23 protein-coding genes, 1 pseudogene and 1 riboswitch are annotated in these 19,848 nt (G+C 36.7%); of the genes and pseudogenes, 6 read left to right on the top strand and 18 right to left on the bottom strand.

Going from position 1 to position 19,848, the window contains the following annotated elements:
* Positions 1 to 28 precede the first annotated feature (28 nt).
* The 12 genes and pseudogenes from N3I35_16800 to N3I35_16745 form a co-directional block, all read right to left on the bottom strand.
* Positions 29 to 802: a thiazole synthase gene (locus N3I35_16800; GenBank protein ID MCX8131739.1), complete on the bottom strand. Its 774-nt coding sequence runs from the start codon at positions 800 to 802 to the stop codon at positions 29 to 31.
* Between the two features lie 4 nt (positions 803 to 806).
* Positions 807 to 1,007, bottom strand: coding sequence for a sulfur carrier protein ThiS (gene thiS, locus N3I35_16795; GenBank protein ID MCX8131738.1), 201 nt, complete (start codon positions 1,005 to 1,007; stop codon positions 807 to 809).
* Between the two features lie 18 nt (positions 1,008 to 1,025).
* A complete protein-coding gene (locus N3I35_16790; GenBank protein MCX8131737.1) occupies positions 1,026 to 1,496 on the bottom strand; it encodes a pyridoxamine 5'-phosphate oxidase family protein in 471 nt (156 codons plus the stop codon).
* 67 nt (positions 1,497 to 1,563) lie between these two features.
* A riboswitch (TPP riboswitch) is annotated at positions 1,564 to 1,663 on the bottom strand.
* A gap of 98 nt (positions 1,664 to 1,761) precedes the next feature.
* A complete protein-coding gene (locus N3I35_16785) occupies positions 1,762 to 2,526 on the bottom strand; it encodes a DUF72 domain-containing protein (protein MCX8131736.1) in 765 nt (254 codons plus the stop codon).
* Between the two features lie 112 nt (positions 2,527 to 2,638).
* Positions 2,639 to 3,436, bottom strand: coding sequence for an ABC transporter permease (locus N3I35_16780; GenBank protein MCX8131735.1), 798 nt, complete (start codon positions 3,434 to 3,436; stop codon positions 2,639 to 2,641).
* Positions 3,433 to 4,227, bottom strand: coding sequence for an ABC-2 family transporter protein (locus tag N3I35_16775; GenBank protein ID MCX8131734.1), 795 nt, complete (start codon positions 4,225 to 4,227; stop codon positions 3,433 to 3,435). Before N3I35_16775 ends, N3I35_16780 begins: the two co-directional genes overlap by 4 nt.
* Complete coding sequence (locus N3I35_16770; protein ID MCX8131733.1) at positions 4,224 to 5,213, bottom strand: ATP-binding cassette domain-containing protein; 990 nt, start codon at positions 5,211 to 5,213, stop codon at positions 4,224 to 4,226. Before N3I35_16770 ends, N3I35_16775 begins: the two co-directional genes overlap by 4 nt.
* Positions 5,214 to 5,695: 482 nt before the next feature.
* Positions 5,696 to 7,395: pseudogene (gene argS, locus N3I35_16765) on the bottom strand (arginine--tRNA ligase).
* A 50-nt stretch (positions 7,396 to 7,445) separates the two neighbouring features.
* Complete coding sequence (locus tag N3I35_16760) at positions 7,446 to 8,324, bottom strand: sugar phosphate isomerase/epimerase (protein ID MCX8131732.1); 879 nt, start codon at positions 8,322 to 8,324, stop codon at positions 7,446 to 7,448.
* 309 nt (positions 8,325 to 8,633) lie between these two features.
* Positions 8,634 to 9,005 carry a hypothetical protein gene (locus N3I35_16755; protein MCX8131731.1) on the bottom strand — a complete coding sequence of 124 codons (372 nt, stop codon included), beginning with the start codon at positions 9,003 to 9,005 and terminating at the stop codon, positions 8,634 to 8,636.
* A 115-nt stretch (positions 9,006 to 9,120) separates the two neighbouring features.
* Positions 9,121 to 9,702 carry a ribosome biogenesis GTP-binding protein YihA/YsxC gene (gene yihA / locus N3I35_16750; protein ID MCX8131730.1) on the bottom strand — a complete coding sequence of 194 codons (582 nt, stop codon included), beginning with the start codon at positions 9,700 to 9,702 and terminating at the stop codon, positions 9,121 to 9,123.
* Between the two features lie 103 nt (positions 9,703 to 9,805).
* The gene (locus N3I35_16745; protein MCX8131729.1) at positions 9,806 to 10,864 is read right to left on the bottom strand and encodes a hypothetical protein; all 1,059 of its coding nucleotides are present in this window, start codon (positions 10,862 to 10,864) and stop codon (positions 9,806 to 9,808) included.
* Between the two features lie 190 nt (positions 10,865 to 11,054).
* Between N3I35_16745 and N3I35_16740 the strand changes: the two genes are divergently transcribed.
* The 3 genes from N3I35_16740 (at position 11,055) to N3I35_16730 (ending at position 13,070) form a co-directional block, all read left to right on the top strand.
* Positions 11,055 to 12,200, top strand: coding sequence for a sodium ion-translocating decarboxylase subunit beta (locus N3I35_16740; protein ID MCX8131728.1), 1,146 nt, complete (start codon positions 11,055 to 11,057; stop codon positions 12,198 to 12,200).
* Positions 12,201 to 12,270: 70 nt separating this feature from the next.
* On the top strand, positions 12,271 to 12,435 hold the full coding sequence (locus N3I35_16735; protein MCX8131727.1) for an OadG-related small transporter subunit: 165 nt from the start codon (positions 12,271 to 12,273) through the stop codon (positions 12,433 to 12,435).
* The gene (locus N3I35_16730; GenBank protein MCX8131726.1) at positions 12,432 to 13,070 is read left to right on the top strand and encodes a nitroreductase family protein; all 639 of its coding nucleotides are present in this window, start codon (positions 12,432 to 12,434) and stop codon (positions 13,068 to 13,070) included. Before N3I35_16735 ends, N3I35_16730 begins: the two co-directional genes overlap by 4 nt.
* Before the next feature lie 63 nt (positions 13,071 to 13,133).
* On the opposite strand, the gene N3I35_16725 is transcribed toward N3I35_16730, so the two are convergent.
* The 3 genes from N3I35_16725 to N3I35_16715 form a co-directional block, all read right to left on the bottom strand.
* The gene (locus N3I35_16725; GenBank protein ID MCX8131725.1) at positions 13,134 to 13,496 is read right to left on the bottom strand and encodes a spore coat protein; all 363 of its coding nucleotides are present in this window, start codon (positions 13,494 to 13,496) and stop codon (positions 13,134 to 13,136) included.
* Positions 13,496 to 13,711 carry a hypothetical protein gene (locus N3I35_16720; GenBank protein ID MCX8131724.1) on the bottom strand — a complete coding sequence of 72 codons (216 nt, stop codon included), beginning with the start codon at positions 13,709 to 13,711 and terminating at the stop codon, positions 13,496 to 13,498. Before N3I35_16720 ends, N3I35_16725 begins: the two co-directional genes overlap by 1 nt.
* Before the next feature lie 230 nt (positions 13,712 to 13,941).
* Positions 13,942 to 16,011: a PAS domain S-box protein gene (locus N3I35_16715; GenBank protein ID MCX8131723.1), complete on the bottom strand. Its 2,070-nt coding sequence runs from the start codon at positions 16,009 to 16,011 to the stop codon at positions 13,942 to 13,944.
* 251 nt (positions 16,012 to 16,262) lie between these two features.
* Between N3I35_16715 and N3I35_16710 the strand changes: the two genes are divergently transcribed.
* The 3 genes from N3I35_16710 to fetB are packed head-to-tail and all read left to right on the top strand — an operon-like array spanning position 16,263 to position 18,018.
* Entirely contained in the window at positions 16,263 to 16,571 is a 309-nt protein-coding gene (locus N3I35_16710) for a PadR family transcriptional regulator (protein ID MCX8131722.1), read from the top strand.
* A gap of 25 nt (positions 16,572 to 16,596) precedes the next feature.
* Positions 16,597 to 17,238: an ABC transporter ATP-binding protein gene (locus N3I35_16705; protein MCX8131721.1), complete on the top strand. Its 642-nt coding sequence runs from the start codon at positions 16,597 to 16,599 to the stop codon at positions 17,236 to 17,238.
* Entirely contained in the window at positions 17,239 to 18,018 is a 780-nt protein-coding gene (gene fetB, locus N3I35_16700; protein ID MCX8131720.1) for an iron export ABC transporter permease subunit FetB, read from the top strand.
* 100 nt (positions 18,019 to 18,118) lie between these two features.
* Here the strand turns inward: fetB and N3I35_16695 are convergent, their stop codons facing one another.
* From N3I35_16695 to N3I35_16685, 3 genes are all read right to left on the bottom strand, one after another.
* Positions 18,119 to 18,418: a carboxymuconolactone decarboxylase family protein gene (locus N3I35_16695; protein ID MCX8131719.1), complete on the bottom strand. Its 300-nt coding sequence runs from the start codon at positions 18,416 to 18,418 to the stop codon at positions 18,119 to 18,121.
* 94 nt (positions 18,419 to 18,512) lie between these two features.
* A complete protein-coding gene (locus N3I35_16690; protein MCX8131718.1) occupies positions 18,513 to 18,917 on the bottom strand; it encodes a VOC family protein in 405 nt (134 codons plus the stop codon).
* Between the two features lie 192 nt (positions 18,918 to 19,109).
* Positions 19,110 to 19,700 carry an ATP-dependent Clp protease proteolytic subunit gene (locus N3I35_16685; GenBank protein MCX8131717.1) on the bottom strand — a complete coding sequence of 197 codons (591 nt, stop codon included), beginning with the start codon at positions 19,698 to 19,700 and terminating at the stop codon, positions 19,110 to 19,112.
* Between the last annotated feature and the right edge of the window lie 148 nt (positions 19,701 to 19,848).

Raw genomic sequence — 19,848 nt, 5'->3', positions numbered from 1 at the left:
TCATTCCCTCATCAACTGATATGTTTATTTATAAGCTGTTTAGAAAACCTGTAAGCGGAGAAGACGCTTCCGCATACTCCTTGACAGCTCCTGTACCTGAAACAAAAGCTTTTCTCCCCGCCTCTACAGCTAATCCGAAAGCCTCCCCCATCATTAGCGGATCACCTGCAGTAGCAATAGCGGTATTCACCAGAACGGCAGCCGCTCCCATTTCCATGGCCTCAGCTGCTTCTGAAGGTTTTCCCAAGCCTGCATCAACTATAATAGGAAGGTCTATTTCATCTATCAGTATTTTAACCAATTCTCTCGTCTTAAGCCCCTTGTTTGTCCCTATAGGTGCCCCCAAAGGCATAACTGCTGCTGCCCCTGCATCCCTAAGCCTTTTTGCTGTCATCAGATCCGGACTCATATAAGGCAAAACTGTAAAGCCTTCTCTGACTAAAGTATCTGTAGCTTTCAGCGTCTCATAGTTATCAGGCAGAAGGTATTTATTGTCAGACACTACTTCGATTTTTACCCAGTCTCCGCAGCCGGCTGCTCTTGCAAGTCTTGCAATTCTTACTGCCTCTTCTGCATTCCTTGCTCCTGAAGTATTGGGCATAAGAATGCATTCCCCTGGAATAAAGTTCAGCATGTTCTCTTCTACAGAATCGAAATCTATTCTGCGAAGAGCTACAGTTACAACCTGTGCTCCCGAAGCCTTTATTACATCCGGTATTATCTTGTTTGAAGGAAATTTTCCTGTCCCGACAAAAAGCCTGCTTGTTATTTCACAACCCCCGATTATCAACCTGTCACTCATTATTTCAACCTCCTCCTACAAATCTGAGTACTTCCAGTTTGTCATTATCCTTAAGCCATACGCTACCCCAATCTTCTCTTTTAATAATTTCATTATTGTACTCAACAACAACCTTTTTAGGATCAAGCCCTTTAGCCTCCAAAAAATCCAATAGCTTTAGTGTTTCTTGTATTTCCTCACATTTTCCATTTACCGTTATGTTCATATTTACCTCCGATAGTAATCAATATCCGGATTTCTTACCGGTTATTTCTTCAATATCTATTCTGATTATCACTATAGCATTTACAGCTTCCTGTCCGAATTCAAAATCTGATTTTCCTGTGTAGTGGTTCATTATGATATTCAAACCATTCACTTTTTCTTCGTACCCTTCCAGTACACGTGCTTTTCCGAAACCTATAACACTCCTGTATCTGTATGTCCAGCTACAGGGCTTATCATTTGTTACCAGTTCCGCTCCAGCCTCTACTTCAAAACAAACGTTACCGTTCTCCCTTATGATATCTATTTTTTTCCCTTCCTTAGCCGAATGAAGATAAACAACTCCATCCTTGTAACCGAAATTCATAGGTACTATGTACGGTTGATTGCCTTCACACAAAGCAATCCTGCACACATCAGTCTGTCGGAGTATTTCTTCGATCTCTGCTTTCTCTTTAATCTCCTTATCCTTCCTTCTCAAACCTGACACCTTCCTTTCTTCAGATATATAAGAACAAAATAAAAACGCTTACCTGCACAGGTAAGCGTAAAATACTAAAATTTAATCATCGCTTCCCTACGGTGGTGCTAACCACGTCAGGTTCAAAGGGTTAAGATTTCTCTTTCTCAGCCAAAAAGGCACCCCTAGCAGAATTATTAAGTTTTTTTTATTATATATCACTGCGGGTATACTGTAAAGAAATTTTTATTTGTTTTATTTATATTTTCACCTTGCAGATAATATCACATTTTTACTACAGTAAAAGAGCCGCTAATTCTTTTGCATTTGTTACAGCTTTGCCTCTCGGATGATTGTTAAACGCTATAACAGTCACAGGGGCATTTTGTTCAAGCTCCCTTATCCTTGGAAGCCATTCCTCCAATTCATCCTCACTGTATAGATAGTCATAGCGTTCAGAGCCTTCGCCCCCATACCACTTTTCTGCATTTCTGCCGTGTAATCTTAAGTATGAAACCTTCGAAGTCACTGCTGTCACCTGTTTTATCAACCCTCTGATGGAAGGTTCGTCTACAGCCACAAATCCCAACTTTTCCTTCTTCAAGAATTCTATGGTCTCTTGTCTTATCCATTTCTGGTTCCTGAATTCCACATTTACTTCCATGTCTCCAAACCATTCTCTAATCCGTTTAAGATAATCAACATTGTCTCTGTTGCAATGAAAGGAATACGGAAACTGTGCAAGAAGGCACGTAAGCTTTCCATTTTCTGTCAATGGCCTGATTGAATATTTAAATTTGTCAGCCTCATACTGGCTCAGGTTCCTCTCATGGGTAAACCCTCCAAAGAGCTTGACAGCAAATTGGTAATCCGGGGGAGTTTTCTTATCCATACTCTCAAACAATTGTAATCTGGGCATATGATAATATGAAGAGTTGATCTCCACAAAGTTGAAGTTATGTACGTAATAATCAAGCATTTCTCTGTCTTTTGTGCCTTCAGGGTAAAAAGGTCCTATCCAATCCTTGTAGGAATAACCTGATGTTCCAATCAATACCATACCGTCTACCTCTCATATGTACCTTTCATCACACGAACGTCTGTTCGGTTGTATTTTATCTCTCCTTCCCCTTAAAGTCAACAGTTACTTTAAACAATCTCTTATTTCCCAATTAGCTACTTGCACTCCCATAGTGCTTTAACCCCAACTTCCAGATTCGCTGACTGAGTAATGTAAATACAAAACAGACGGTAATTGTCAAAAGACAAGTCCAGCCATCCAGTAAACCTGTGAAAAATTGGGTAGGGATAGTAGCCATAAGACCATAAGGTAAAATAACATAAAAAACAAGTTTGCTTACGCCTTTAAACACCACTCCGGGAACACGGAAGCTGAAGTTTACCATTTCATTTTCAAAATCTGAAAGTGAATCAATCCTTGTAAACCAGAAAGCCGTAGACCGGATTATTATCATCAGATCAAACATCAGAACCAGCATAAGAACAATCAGAAAAACATATCCCAATACACCCCATACTGTTACAGTAATTCCCATCATTGCTGTACTGTAAGTTATCATCATAATTCCAGGGAATAAAAGCAGCAGTGATCCTAGATCAATACTTTCAAACGAAACAAAAAAGAGTGTATTGACAGGTTTTGATATATAAATATCCAGTTTGCCAGTAAGGATCTTATCCGGGATTCCAATGACACCAAAAAAATATGTACTCATATAAATACTATCCAATATAGTAAATGTCCCGATAAAAAATATCATCTGATTCCTGTTCCATCCGTTTATAGTGTCCACTTGCAGGAAAATAGCCGAAAATACAGCTATCTGTATTGCAAACAATGACAAATCAACAAATAGGACCATCCAGAAATTAAAACTGTACATCATCTGCCTGTTAAGTTTTAGCTTCACCAACAGGCAGAAAAAACGCAGATACTTTATGAATCTCATATCCCTACCCCCTCATAATCTTTTTTAAGCGCATTATAGGCAATACTCACTGTTATCTGCATTACTGTAATCCATATGGCAAGAACAATGAATGCCATTTGGATATTATCAGTTTCCCGGTTCATAAAAAGCATGGTAGGCATATAATAGATATAGTAAAACGGGAAAAACTTCATTCCATCCTGTATCCATCCGGGTAATAAAGCAAGAGGTATAATAGCACCGGTAAGAAACTCAAGAATATTGTTTTTTATCATGTTAAAAGCGCCGACATCCAGAAACTTAAAGCTCAGTATAGCTATAAAGTAGTTAAGAAGCATGAGGAAATACAAACCAAATAAGCTAATCAGAGCAGAATAGACATATGCCATATAATTTGTATGCAGTATAAAGTATTTGCTAAAAACCGCAGCGTATAAAACTGTTGCAATCCCGTTTATACCTAAAACAAATGCGGATTTTGAATAGCATATGGCTACAAAATAGTAAAATGGCTTCATTGGTTTTACTATATATTTTGTGAACTGACCTTCCCGTATTTCCGAAGATATCTGCCATACTATGCTGTCAGTGGTATCAAGCCTTCTGAAAAAGGCAACTGCAATATAATAAGTAACCATCATACTAAAAGAAAAACCAGCTATTTCATTCTTCTGCCCAAATACTGCTTTCCAAAGAATATATGCCAGTATTATTCCTGCAAAAGAAAGAAACACACCCGATATGACATTGAACCTATAAATAATCTGTGATTTGAACGTAATTTTTGCCACTTCGATATACCGGTTCATATACTCCCCCCTGTCCCTGCTGTATATATTTTTTCAACCACACTTCCTATTTCCTCATCTTCTATGCTGATATCATCGATTTCATAGTTTTGCATAACTGTCTGAAGTACGGGTTTTACATCGGTCTTTCTTACTTTGAATACAGATTTGAATGGGTTTTTTTCGATCCATTCAGCATCAAAATCCATTTGAATATCTGTAGGAGTTTCAAAAGATATACTAATTGTCCTGTAAAACTGATTTTTATCTAAAAGCTCTTGCAGACTGCCGTCATAGATTTTCTCACCATTTCTTATTACTATTGTTCTTTTGCACAGATGCTTTATATCTTCCATGTAGTGGCTAGTGAGTATGATCGTTACCCCTCTGGTTTTGTTAATCTCTCTCAGGAACTCTCTCATCTGTTTCTGTGCAACCGCATCAAGCCCTATAGTCGGTTCATCAAGGAAAAGCATTTTCGGATTGTGCAGCAGCGAAGTTACAAGTTCCATTTTCATTCTTTCGCCAAGAGACAGGTTTCTAACCTGTACCCTCATAAGATCTCCTATTGCAAAAAGTTCTGAGAAAAATGCCAGATTCTTTCTGTATTCATCATCATGTATTCCATAAATCTCCTTGTTCAGCAGGAAAGAGTCTACTGCTGGTAAATCCCACCACAGCTGGCTCTTTTGTCCCATAACTACTGCAAAACTCTTTTTAAAATCCTCTTTCTGCTGATGCGGTATATGTCCGAAAACAGACACTTCACCTGAAGCAGGATGTATTACTCCTGTCAGCATTTTTATAAGTGTGGTTTTCCCAGCTCCGTTTGGCCCTATAAGTCCTACCATCTCACCCTGTTCAATAACCATATTGAAATCGCGTACTGCAATCTTTTCTATGTTTTTCTTAACAAATAAGGATTTAAGACTCCCACGTATGCCTTCCTCTTTTTCAAAGGTCTTATACACCTTTTTCAAGTTTTTTGCTATAATCGCTTTTTCCACCTTGAATTCCTCCTGTCTGATAATAAAATTCAACCGTTGTCCTATCTGGTAAAATTCCAGTTACTTTTCTTGTAATTGATTTTCTTAGTTTAATCCACTCCCTAAAAAAAGGTATAAAAATCCGCAGTTGGTATACCTCCTGCGGTCACTGAACTAATCAGTCTAACATTTTGTGCAAGTCAGTTTTATTGTAAATATCTTTTTTGAACAATAAAAAAGCACGATAACCTTTACCGTGCTTACTACGCATCATTAACGAAAGGGTTACTCAACAAAGGCTGCAAAAGGTATGCCAAATAAAGACATTAATAACATGTCATTATTTCAAACCTTCTGCCGGTATTTAGTTACGCAAAAGCCACCTCACCTTTTGTTACTATCATACATACACTCCTTTCGTATTCTTCATATTTATATATATAAATTATATAGCAGGAAATTATCTCCGGTCAATAGAATAAACAATTATACCTGTCTTTTCTTCATACTCTTTCCGGAGCATCCAGACCAATAAGACTCAAACCGTTTGCCAGCACTGTTTTTGTCGCTGAAGCCAGTGAAAGCCTTGCATTCTTTAGCATCTCATCATCGATATTTATTTTATGCTTATTATAAAAGCGGTTAAAATCCTGGGATAGTTCAATCAAATATCTGGTTATAACGGAGGGCTCCAGTTCATTCATGGCTTGCATTACCTTTTCCGGGAATATATAGAGTGCTTTCACCAGATTGTATTCTTCGTCTGAATTCAACAAGCTTGTATCCAATTTCCCCTTAACTTCTCCACCTGCCTTTTGCAGTACGCTGCAGGTTCTGGCATGGGTGTACTGTACATAAGGTCCTGTTTCGCCGTCAAAATTCAATATCTCTTCCCATGAGAAGGAAACATCCTTTATCCGGTTGCTGCTCAAATCACTGAATATTACAGCACCGACACCCATCTGTTTGGCTGTTTCTTCCTTATTCTCCAGATTCGGATTTTTTGCTTCTATTATTTCAGTGGTTTTCTTTATTGCCTCAGAAAGTATTTCTTCAAGGAGTACTACCTTGCCTTTTCTTGTTGACAGCTTTTCTCCTCCAAGACTTACTATTCCGAAAGGAACATGCACCAGATCTTTTGACCATTCATATCCCATGAGTTCTATTACCTTAAACCATTGCTGGAAATGAAGGCTTTGAGCTGCACCTGTAACATATATACACTTTTCAAAATCATAATTTGTTTTACGGTAAATAGCGGCAGTAACATCTCTGGTTGCATATAAAGTGCTGCCATCCTTCTTCAATATTATGCAGGGAGGCATGTTATACTTTTCAAGAGCTACTATCTGTGCCCCTTCACTCTCCTCCAGAAGGTTCTTCCCTTTGAGTTCCTTTACTGTCGCATCCATTTTGTCGTTGTAGAAGCTTTCCCCTGCGTATGAGTCAAATTTCACCTTAAGAACATCATATACTTTCTGGAATTCCTGCAAGCTAATATCCTTAAACCACTGCCAAAGCTCAAGGGCTTCCCTGTCACCCTGTTCCATTTTGACAAACCACGCTCTGGCCTCGTCATCAAGCTCCGGATTCTTTTCTGCTTCATCATGAAATCTCACATAAAGATCCATGAGTTCTTTGATCTGCCCCTGCTCTACTTTTTCTTTGTTTCCCCATTTCTTATATGCAACTATCAGCTTGCCAAACTGTGTGCCCCAATCTCCCAGATGGTTTATACCCACACAATTATATCATTGAACTTAAAAACCTTATATATGGAATTGCCGATAACTGTTGAACGAAGATGCCCTACATGGAAAGGCTTGGCAATATTCGGAGCAGAAAAATCAATAACAACATTTCTTCCTTTTCCTACATCCTGTGAACCATACTTCTCTCCTTGATTCAATATATGTATAATAACCTTTTCCATAAAAGCTGTTCTGTTAATAAAGAAATTCAAGTATCCTGATAAAGCTTCTACCCTTTCAACAAATTCAGATTCAGGCATTTTTGCAGCCAGTTCCTGCGCTATAACCACAGGAGGTTTTCTCAGCACCTTGCTCAGCTTGAAGCAAGGAAGGGCTATATCTCCCATATCTGTATTAGGAGGAATTTCAAGCATGTCATATATCTGTGCAGAATCCATAGATTCAATAATACTATTTAAAACATCAGCTATTATCTGTTTTGTATTTATCATATAAATCTCTCCTTCTTACCCGTTTTCCAATTTTTATATCATACCATAATTTACAGCATTGCTGCAACCCAATCGTAACATTCCTCAAGCTGCCGGTCACTAATCAGTTCTGACCTGTGCTCAAACATAACAAGACATTCATCATTTATTTTTGCAATTTCTTTCATAAACCCTCCGATATCAGCCCAGCCCTCGCATGCCTTTTGCTCCTTAAGAACAGGATAATGACCTCCCGAAGTGTTGTTATCGAGTTTTACGTTCCACAGATGTATGACATGTGTAAAACCCGCTATATCTCTAATAAATTCAAAAGGTTTAAATCTCCGGTCTATAATGGATAGTTGATGTATTCTTCCTGTATCCAAACAGGCTTTCAGGATTTTATACTTTTCAAAAAGTTTTTTCAGTATGCCTGTGGTGTAAAAATGCCCATTTAGAATATCATGCTCTATTACTATCTGAACATTGTATGTCCTGCTCATTTTTGAAAGTTTTTCAAACATCATATCTGATAACTCCTCAAAAATCTCAGACGGATATTCATCTGAGTAACTATACTCCTTCAGCCTCCATGAAGACCAATCCAACTCCCTGTCCAGAACAGGCGGATAAGGATAATGTGTCAGTACATATTTTGCACTATATTTTTCAGATAATTCCAGGTCTCTTTCAAATACATCATATGCTCTTTCCCTTTCCTGCCTGTTTTTTGACAGGAACATCGGATGGGAATAGAAGTAATCCCTTTTTAGCAGTGGAAAATGTACACACAAATTATAGTTGTCTCTTTTAAGACGGATATCAAGTTTTTTTATTTCGTCTATACTACGGAAAGTACCTGCTTCCACGCCATAAAATCCGCTTTTTATATCTCTTCTATATTTATCTTCATCAAAAAAATCTCTCATTCCGATTAAGAATCTGTTCATAAAAACACTCCTGAAACAAGTTGCTATTGAATATAAATTATTTATTATTGTATTAAATGTACTCGGCAATATCAAGCAAATATATTCATATCATAAAAAGCAGTGCTGACCCTTTGTTAAAGGCCAGCACTGTTCTCATTTCAAGAATGATTCAAGCTGTAAACTGGTTTATACCAAATAGAAATAAAATTTAAAGAATACTTATTAATACACATTCAAACATCAGATATTCCGTAATAAATCGGTCTGACAACTATTTTTGCAGAAATCAATCATTTCCCACTGCCAGAATAGTTGCACCCCTGCACTTCATCCAACTACTTTATACACTTTCACCCCGCTATAAAGGTTTATTCTGAGTTTTCTTCTGAGTTCTTTCCTTTCTTTATGCTGCTTTATGTCCGTCATTTTGTTTGTCCTATCCACAAGGTCCTTTAGTGATTCCACATATTTTTGGAGATCGTCTTGTTTTTCCAGAAAAAGCCTGATTTCATTATTTGAAAAGTATAGCTTCTTTTTCTTAAAGAAAAACATCTTCCTCCATTGCAGATTAAAGCGTTCCTTCCATACCCTGCCCGGACTGTCTGACAAGTAAACCCTCATAGAATACAAATTGCCACCTTCAATACTGTTATTCACGGACTTATCAAGATTTAAAATTGAAATATGTTTAATAATCACTCTGCCCCCCTCCTTATATCCTCGGATATTATATTCATAATCACATAAAGATATGTATGTAAATAAAGTGATTTTTGAATAAATCCATATCGGCAGAGCAAAATTTCTATAAATTTTAAATTACTGTTTCAATATTCCCCCAAATATCCTCTTTGCCTTGCCTCGTCTCCGACGAATAAGGTATTACCTTTACAGCATCATCCACTCTAAGGAATCCTCTGATATCCCTGATTCTTGTTATTATCTGAGATCTACTTATCTTATCAGCCTTTGTAGCAACAATGAAATGATTGAACCCACTTGCAACCAGCCATTCGTACATTTGCTTGTCATCAGCCGAAGGTGTATGTCTTATGTCTACAAGCAAAACAATCAACTTCAGCTGCTGTCTGGTGGTAAGATATGTTTCAATCACCCCGCTCCATGTAGCCTTTTTTTCCTTTGATACACTGGCATAACCGTATCCAGGCAAATCAACAAAGTATAACACATCATCTATATTATAAAAATTTATTTCCCTTGTTTTGCCAGGTGTAGCACTTACCCTAGCCAGATTCTTTCTGTTTAGCAGTGTATTAATTATTGAAGATTTACCGACATTTGATCTTCCCACAAATGCTATCTCAGGCATGATGCTGACAGGGTATTGTTCGGGCTTAACCGCTGTAAGCTCATATTTTGGATTTTTTATAATCAATATGGTTCTCCCCTTTCCCGTATTTGCTTATTAACAAGCAAGTCAAATGCTTATTCACACTTATTAGATTATTACAATAATTATATATGGAGTCAATACCAGGCTATAATGTTTTTAGATAGTCTGAATACTCATCAATTCCTCCATTACAGATATAATGCAATTTATTTCCAAAAAAACTTTTGTACTTGTCTATAGTTTTATCCGAATTCAATAATACAACATCTATCTCCAAGCCTTCTTTCCTCATATGCTTTAGCTTCAACTCCGCTATCTTCAAAAGGTGTTTGAACTCATAATCTGCATCAGGAAGTGAATAGCCTATAAATATCCACCTGTCAGATTGGCATAATGAACTTTCCGCTTCATTCCAAATATCCGGAAAAGAATTGGCCCTGAAGGACTTCCTATAACTGAAAGTAGCAATATGTGAGGAAACAGGATCATTACACAACCTGCACAACCTGCTTTTTATAGCATTTTCTTTACTGTATGCATTATGAACGTAGCTCAGTAGTGAAAAATCAGTCTTTTGAAAACCGGCTCTTTCTATCAAACCCACTTTATTAAGCAGATCATAATACAAAGTACGGCAGTTGTCGCAATAAAGCCAATTGCATGATCCGTGTAGCTTCATGATCTTAACCGCTTCTTCAGGGGGACTATAGGAGCCTTCCTCCCAATTTATACCTCCATTACAATAATCAATTCCGGTTTTACCATTATTCATCAGCAAGTATTTTTCCAGTACATTATCCCAGTTTAGCACTATATACCTTGTTTTTACGCTTTTTTTGTTCAGTAGTTCTATCATTGAACCTATATATTTTTGGGGTGTAAAGCAGTTTTCGAGTATTGAGAAAACCCTGTATACCAAAAATCTTCTTATTCCCCTCAAGGTTAGCGGCGAGTAGCTTATTCCAAGATGATGCCCTGAATTTGTAGAAATATCAATACATGTAAAGATATCATCAAGATTCGGGAAATGACCGTCACCTTTATAACCATATATTTCTTCCATAAATTTTTTAAGCAACATATTTACATCGTTTTCAAAACCATTTCCTTTTCCGTATGAGATCAATAATCCGGGTATTTCCGATTGTACGGGAACTCCCGAATTTTTCGAAAATCCTGCGCCAAGTATTACTGTAGTATTCATTTCCTGTTTATATCTCCCGTCTTCATAAGATGGCCTGCGATGCCTGATAGTAATCATCGTGTATATCTTTTCCCAATTGGTTATTTATAATAAGTTGACTTAATAATCACAGAAATGGTTTGATAATACTCATAAAATTAGTTAAACTATATATTGAACAGCTAGAATACAAAAATAACGGAGGGATGTCATGGAAGAACTACTTATAGGGTTTACTTCACTAAATTATAAGCTTGTTATTATGTACATAATCGGTGCAGTATTGATTTATCTGGCAATAAAGAAGGATTATGAACCTATGCTTCTGCTTCCTATAGGATTTGGAGCTATTCTAACAAATATTCCTCTTTCAACCGTTCTTTCATATGAAGGAAAACCCGGTGTACTGCAGACTCTCTTTAATGCAGGAATTGCAACTGAATTGTTTCCTGTGCTGATTTTTATAGCTATTGGAGCAATGATTGATTTTACTCCACTTTTTAAAAATCCGTTTATGATTTTCTTTGGTGCAGCAGCACAATTCGGAATATTTGCTACCCTGATAGCAGCACTTCTTTTAGGCGACATATTTCCAGGTCTGGGTATAAATTTAAGAATCGCGTCAGCAATAGGTATAATCGGTGCAGCTGACGGGCCAACCGCAATATTTGTCGGAAACAAATTCGCCAGAGAATACCTGGGACCCATCACTGTCGCAGCTTATTCATACATGGCACTGGTGCCGATAATCCAACCGCCTGTTATAAAAGCTCTTACCACAAAACAGGAACGAATGATCAGAATGGACTATACTGAAGAGAAAGTATCCAAAACAGTTAAGATAGTTTTTCCTATTACTGTAACTGTAATAGCCGGGATAGTCGCTCCTATAAGCGTGCCTCTCGTCGGACTCCTTATGTTTGGAAATCTTATCAGGGAATCGGGTGTACTTGAAAGACTTTCCAATACAGCACAGAACGAACTTGCAAATCTGGTTACAATACTACTGGGAATCACTATAGGTTCCACCATGGTTGCCGATAAGTTTTTAAGTCTGCAGACAATACTGATTCTCTCCCTTGGTCTTGTAGCTTTTATATTCGATACAGCTGGAGGAGTTCTTTTTGCAAAGCTGCTTAACCTTTTCCTGAAAAATAAAGTCAACCCGATGATAGGTGCCGCAGGAATTTCAGCCTTTCCAATGTCTGCGCGCGTAATTCAGAGGATGGCTACAAAAGAAGATCCGACCAACTTTATATTGATGCAGGCCGTAAGTGCCAATGTTTCCGGCCAGTTAGGCTCAATTATTGCAGGTGGTCTGATTCTTGCACTTGTTGGGGCGTTAACAGGTGCCTAATACCTTAATACATAAATATACATTTCTATTTTCAAAACAGTTTTAGGAAATAAAAGGAGGCTGTTCATATATGATAGAGAGCTTAAAAAAAGCTTCTGAACTAAACCAGGGTCTTTTTGTAATGCTATGCGGTATTGGCGGAGTCTTCCTGGTACTTATACTTTTCTTTTTACTGATCAAAGGACTTGCAAAAGCTTTCCCTGAAAAGGAAGATAAGGAGAATACAAACACATGACTTATTTTTCCCAGCTTGCTTTGAGCCGCCGGAGTATAAGAAAATACGCAGACACGGAAATCTCTCTGGAGGAGATTGAAGAATTCATCAGAATTGCAACAAGTGCTCCAAGTGGATGTAACAGTCAGTGTTGGAGATTTGTAGCTATTACGGATAAAAACGTAATGGATGCTATTAGTAAAGCTGTTATAAGTAAGATGGATCAGATAATTAATTCCGGTACAGATGAAATCAGCAGTCAGTATTTGGATTCCAAACGCAAGATGCTGACTTTTTTTAGTAAAGCACCTGTAGTAATAGCTGTATTTATGACAAAAATGGAGTTCCTTGACACTGTTATGATAAAAGCTCTAAAAGATAAAGGTTATGATGATGAGGGAATTATGAAATTCTTTGCCTATCCCGATCTGTTATCTATTGGAGCTGCAGTTCAGAATCTTTTGCTGGCAGTACACGAAAAAGGATATGGAGCATGCTGGATGAATGATCCTGCCATAGCCGGAGATGAGATAAGAAAAATACTCGGCGTAACTCCTGACAGTAAATTTATCAGCCTAATACCCATAGGTGTACCTGCATATAGTCCACGTGAAAAGAAAATGAAGGATCTTTGCGAAATATATACTATTAAATAATGTTCAAAACATCCTGATAAAAGTTTTTCAATAAACGAAAAGCCCGGTATCCGGGCCTATAGTTTATTGGCTATATGGCAGCTGAGACTTGTAGTTTGTGAAAACTTCTACAGTATCTGCAAGCTGCTGTGTAGTTGCAACATCTGCCTGGTATTCGCCCATATTAAATAGTTCTCCGAAAACCCGGGTATGAAGATTCTGAGTATCATTCCTACCGTTTATCAATATTTGCCTGAATTCATCACTTATAGCTTCATTAATAGCTGTCTGGTAGTTTATGAGATTGTGTTTTTCTGTTGCCAGAATATCATTCACTCTGTCCCTGACATTTACAGTTGCATCTTTCACTTTTGGAAGTTCACTAGTAACCTGCTTCCCTATTTTTACAACTCCTGATTTTGAAGTTACAGTCATTTGGGTATCCATTAATGCATCTGCCCTCCCTGATTCTTAATCTGTGAAACATAATTCAATATATTTTGGTAGTTTTGCTGGTGCACTCTTGCAGCATCAAAAAATACCTGTGCATGGGGTGAATTGTTTTCCTGGTATGCGTATTGAAAGCATTTTTTTGCTGCCAGCAGTTCCCATGACATTATGTCATTAGCATAGTTAAGTTCCTTTGTCGACATATTCTTCATACAAGCTTCTCCTCCTTTAAACTTTTATGTTGATAGTTTGTCTTTTTATAAACTGATTTATTACATTTTATATCCGGTTTTTTTATTTCTTTACACGTCATTCGACTTTATCAGCTTTGTTTTACATAACATTACTGAATAATAACTTAATCGAAAAAACGCAAAAATGAAGAATAGTGCTCACTAAAGCACTATTCTTCATTTTAATTTAAGCAAAATCCAATGTGTCATTAAAAATATATATCCGAAAATTCAATACAAATCTTTTCTGCCTCACTGCAACCTGTACCATCGTTGATTATATTGCGTTTCAAATAACTTGGTGTATTTGCGGTTTTTTTCACAGGTAGCGTAACTACAAATTCACTCCCTTTACCATATTCACTAAATACCTTTACAGTTCCACCATGCATTTCTGTCAGAGACTTCACAAGTGACAATCCTATACCGCTGCCTTCATAATTTCTTGTCAACGATTTATCCACCTGCCTGAATCGTTCAAATATCATATCCAGTTTGTCTTTCTCTATTCCTATGCCATTATCCTTTACAGATAAAGCTACACTTTCACCAAGATCATAAATATTGATAAATATAGAACCTTGATTTTTTCCGAACTTAACCGCATTTGAAAGCAAATTGAGCATTATTCTTTCTATTTTTTCAGGATCACATGCAATAATCTTCTCTTCAACTTCAGTATCAAATTTAAACTCTATACCCTTGTTTTTTGTATATTTTGCAGCTGACATTACTATATCTTCAACAATACATACTATATTGCAATTCTGAAGGTATAGGTTGTAAAAACCTGCATCTATTCTGGTAGCGTCTATAAGGTTATTTATTAATCTCAAAAGCCTATAGCAGTTTTGTTTCATTACTTCTACAAGTTTTCCTATTTTTCTTTCGTTATCATCCTGACCACTGCTTTTTACCAAAAGCTCATATAACTGCAGCGAGCTGAGAATGATATTCAGCGGTGTTTTCAGTTCATGTGATATATTAGTGAAAAAGTCTGTTTTAAGCTTATCGTATTCTATTGCTTCATTCAGCTTCTTAACGTTTTCCTCTACCTGCTTTTGCAGTACATGTGCTTTTTTTTCTGCCGAGTTATCCTTTATAACTGTAAGTATAGCCTTACTGCTTCTATAGTTTAGTTTAGTTGAAACGGTTTCTACATTCAATAATGTGCCATCTGGCTTCTTGATTTTTGCTTCCTTTGTAACTACTTCACAATCACTTTCAACATCAAGCTGGTTATTCTCATCAACTATCCCACTGTCTTCCTGATGAAGAAAATCACTGAAATCCTTTCCGAGAATGTCATATATATTATTAGCTCCAAACATTTTTATACAGGAGGAGTTTACAAAAATAATTTCTCCTTTTTGATGCACAAATACTCCATACGGAAGAAAATCCATCAGCAAACGATATCTTTCTTCACTTTCTACCAATGTTTTTTCGAGTTGTTTCTGTGCAGTTATATCTCTTGCAACAGTTGAGGCACCGACTACCTTGCCTTCAGAATCGAAAACAGGAGATATGGAGATAGATACTTCAAGTAAAACTCCATCTTTTCTTTTCCTGATAGTCTCATAATGGCTTATACGCATACCCTGCTTTATTCTTTGGAGTATTCCGCTTATCTCCAACTCCTTGCCTGGAGGCGCCAGTATGGAAATATGTTTTCCTATCACCTCATCCAAGGAATATCCATATATGCGTTCTGCACCCTTATTCCAACTGGTTATATAGCCTTCTGCATTTTTTCCTATAATAGCATCATCAGAGCATTCAACAAATGACGTCAGACGTTTCAATTCCTCTTCAATGCCTGTTTTTGCCTTCTTACTTTCTTTGTCTATTTTCTCCAGTCTCTTTTGTACTGTGATATCACGCCACGTTGCTGCTATTCCATCATCCAGCTTTACCATTCTAATATCACAAGCATATCTTACTTGTTCTGCTCCCTTAATATTTTCATAGAATATAAGTTTTTTTACAAATGGTTCTCCAGTTTCTACTACAGTAATACATTCATTAAGCAATCCATTTTCTTTTATAAGTGGAAAGAAATCACTTATTTTCTTTCCAATAAACTTTTGAACTTCAAAATTCTTTCTAACACATACTTTTTCATTTAGATGTTCAATGCTGAAATCAGTAATTGTTCCACTTTCATCCCTTATAGCTGAAAATATGCCGAAAGAGTCCAGTAGACTTTCTATGGCAAAATTCAGCTTCTCTTCTACAACACTCATGTCTTTAGAACCGTATTTTATATGACCATCCACAGTGCTTCCCCCATAATCAGGTAAAGAGTAATGCCAAAATCATATGCATTTTTTCTACTATTTGAACATTTTATCAAATTGTATAAAATCTTACAATTACTATTTACAATTACATATATTTATTAAATTATAGTAATTTTCCAACTTAATACAGCAAATAATATTATCTTTGTTAAAAATCTTGTCACTTTGATAAATTTATAATACAATTATATCGTACTTCGATATCGACATCCTATAAGGAGGTTATCATGCAAGAAAAACTGTTCAGGAAGCTGTTCCTTGGTTTCATACATATACACATACTCCATCATGCTAAAAAAGAGCCTTTCTATGGAGTATGGATGATTGATGAGTTAAAGGAACATGGTTATGATATGAGTCCGGGAACCCTTTACCCCATACTACATGATATGGAAAACGGTCAGCTTTTAGAAAGAGAAGACAGACTTATAGAGGGTAAAATCAGGAAATACTACAATATAACTGAAAAAGGAATGATTGTTTTGGAAGAGGCTGTTAAAAAAGCCTCTGAGCTTGTGAAAGAAATAAAAAAGTAACCTGGGAAATGGAGGTTCTTATCAGATGTATCTGCTGAACAATGTCAAATACAAAGGAATATTACGAATAGCAAAACTGGAAATAAAATCTGGAAAAGTTACGTGTATTGTAGGTGAAAGCGGAAGTGGGAAATCAACTCTGCTCAAGCTTCTAAACAAAATGATCAGCAACGATGAAGGAAATATTATGTTTGAAGGCATTCCATTGGATAAGCTTAATTCAATAACCCTAAGAAGGAATGTAGCCATGCTTCCCCAGTCTCCTGCCATTTTTCCTGGCAGTATCAGAGAAAACCTTCTTATTGGGCTTAAGTTCTCAGAAAAACCTATTGTTGATGATAACACGCTAAATGAGACGCTAGAATTCGTATCTTTGACAAAGGCACTGGATGAAGACGCAGAGGTCCTCTCAGGCGGTGAAAAGCAGCGTTTGGCTCTTGGAAGAATACTGCTCCTTGATCCTCCTGTGTTTTTATTGGATGAACCATCATCTGCGCTTGATGAGAATACGGAACACATAATTATTGAAAAGCTTGTGGAGCATGTAAAAAGCCGGAACAAAACTATGATAATGGTTACACATTCAATAAAGATCGCACAGAAATTTTCTGATGAAATTATAGAAATAAGAAATGGAGAAGTTGTTTCATATAGGGAGGTACTATAAATGAACAGTGTTATTGAACTTAAAATATGGCAGATGGCGGCAGCATATATTTTTGTGGTTATTCTGTTATTTATTGTACGTGCCAGGGGTATAAACAGAGAAAAGGAAATTCTGATATCTACAGCCCGCATGACCATACAACTGGTACTTACAGGCTATATACTGGTGTACATATTTGAAAACAGCAATCCCTTTTTTACTCTTCTTATAATAACCGTTATGGAAGCATTTGCAATTAATAATGTTTATAAACGTGCCAAAACCAAAATTTCTGCAAGACTAAAAAAGTTAATCGCCCTTTCCATGATTGCAGGTACCGTATCAAGCCTGATCTATTTTCTCTTTGTTGTCATAAATGTATCTCCCTGGTATAATCCGAGGTATTTTATTCCTATTGCGGGAATGATCGTAGGAAATTCCATGACTGGTATTTCACTTGGTGTAGTAAGATTGATTGATGGAATGAAAACGCACAAACATCTGATTGAATCATCCCTAATGCTTGGTGCATCTCCAAAGACCGCCTCAAAGAATATCATCAACAATGCTTTTGATTCTGCAATCCTTCCTACGATAAACACCATGGTCAGCATGGGCATAGTATCATTACCTGGAATGATGACAGGTCAGGTGCTTTCAGGAACTTCTCCTGTCACTGCAATTGGCTATCAGATAGCAATAATGCTGGGAATATTAGGAAGCGTATCACTTACAGTAATTATTTTTGTTCAGCTTGGGTATAAGACATTTTTTAACGAACATCAGCAACTTGAGCTATGAAATATCTATTTGACAATGAAAACACTTATTCAGATATAAACCTCCATTTCAATATAGCATTAATATTCTGAGAAATGGAGGTTTTATTGTGTGAGAATACTTAAAACATATCATTTAAAGCCCGAGCTGCCGTATATATGCTTCCCACACCTGAAACGAAATAAGCAACACGCAATGTATCCATTATCTCTTCCTTTGTAGCACCGGCTCCGATAGCTTGTTTTGTCAATTCCCTTACTCCGTCTGTCGCTCCGTGAGCTGCATCAAGCGCTATTGCAATAAGAAGTTTTTCTTTCAATGGCAATGCACCATCTTTTAAAGCCATAGCTCTGACTGATGAAATATTTTCAAACAACTCCTCATCGCATTTCTTAATAACTTCCAACGGATTAGTATTCATTTTTTTCTCCTCCTGGCTTGATATTTTAAAATTATTACGCTGTGTTCAGAAGCACTATAAAGTGTAATGAGGTTATAAGATGTAGTAATTAGCTTTAGGAATTCCTTCCTTCCGAATAATCCAAAGACCAGGTAATACCGTAACAATCAGTTATAACTGCATGGTAAGAACCCCAAAATGTTTTTTGCAATTCAAATGTCACATTACCTTTTTCCTTGAGTGTATGAAACATCTTGTTTATTTCATCTTCATTTTCCAGTTGCAGTACCAAGCTTATATTACTGTTTTCTTTTTTCGGACCAAATATATCAGTCAGGTACATTATACAGTCATCATTGATATGCAGTTCAGAGTGAATTATTTTGCCTTCATGGCCTTTAAACATTTCTTTCCCGTCCGCCATCTGAATATTTTTTATTTCTCCTCTAAATACCTTATTATAATATTCAAGTGCTTCTTTGCAATTTTCCACAGCAATATTAGGAATGATCTTTCTCATTTATGCCTGTCTCCTTTCCAGCACCGGGTTTTGAGTATTTTTATGCAGCCAACCTCAGTATTCCGTTAAAGACATACTAATATATTGTTTACTTTTAGTAATTCAATATACTCAAATAATTAGATCGATTAATCTGCAAAGAAAAAGATTTGCTTTTTCAGCAAATCTTTGGTTTACAACTAAATGTTTATTTTATAGATTAACCAATTCGTCATATTTTGAAACAACTTTATTTACTATGCCGTAATTAATTGCTTCATCAATAGTTAACCAGTAGTTTTTATCCGTATCTTTTTCCACTTTTTCAAATGGCTGACCGGTAGCATCACTGATTATTTTGTTGATTCTTCTGCGCACTTTCAATATCTCTTCCGCTTCAATGCTGACATCCGAAGCCCGGCCGCTTACACCACCTGCCGGCTGATGTATCATATATCTTGTATTAGGTAACGAATACCTGTCTTGTTTATCAGCCGCAAGGTAAATGGTGAGACCGGCACTCGCAACCCAACCCGTGCCAATCACAATGACACGCGGCTTTACAAACTTGATCATATCATGGATTGTATCCCCGGATTCAACATGCCCGCCTTGACTGTTGATCAATAACTTTATTGGTTGATCTCCCATTTCCTGTAGAATCAAAAGCTGTGTAGTTATTTTTTCGGCCAAGGCTTGAGTTATTTCTCCAGAAATCATGATTGTTCTGGATTGTAATAATTTCTCCAGCATTAACCCGGAGACTTTTTGTTCTTGATCTTGTTTTTGCTCTTCATTGTTCATTGTATCATTCTCCTATCAATTAAGTTATTTCAGCCTGTTGATAACAGTATAATTATAATCAACTATTTTTTGTTTATGCAATTATAGCATAATTTCCCATAAAAGGCAAAAGGGTATTTTTGCTTGCTATATTCCTGATAAGCAATAG

This window comes from Clostridia bacterium (genome assembly GCA_026414765.1).
Classification (GTDB): domain Bacteria; phylum Bacillota; class Clostridia; order Acetivibrionales; family DSM-27016; genus SKW86.
Note: the sequence above shows the minus strand (reverse complement) of the source record. Positions and strands in the feature narration are given on the sequence as shown.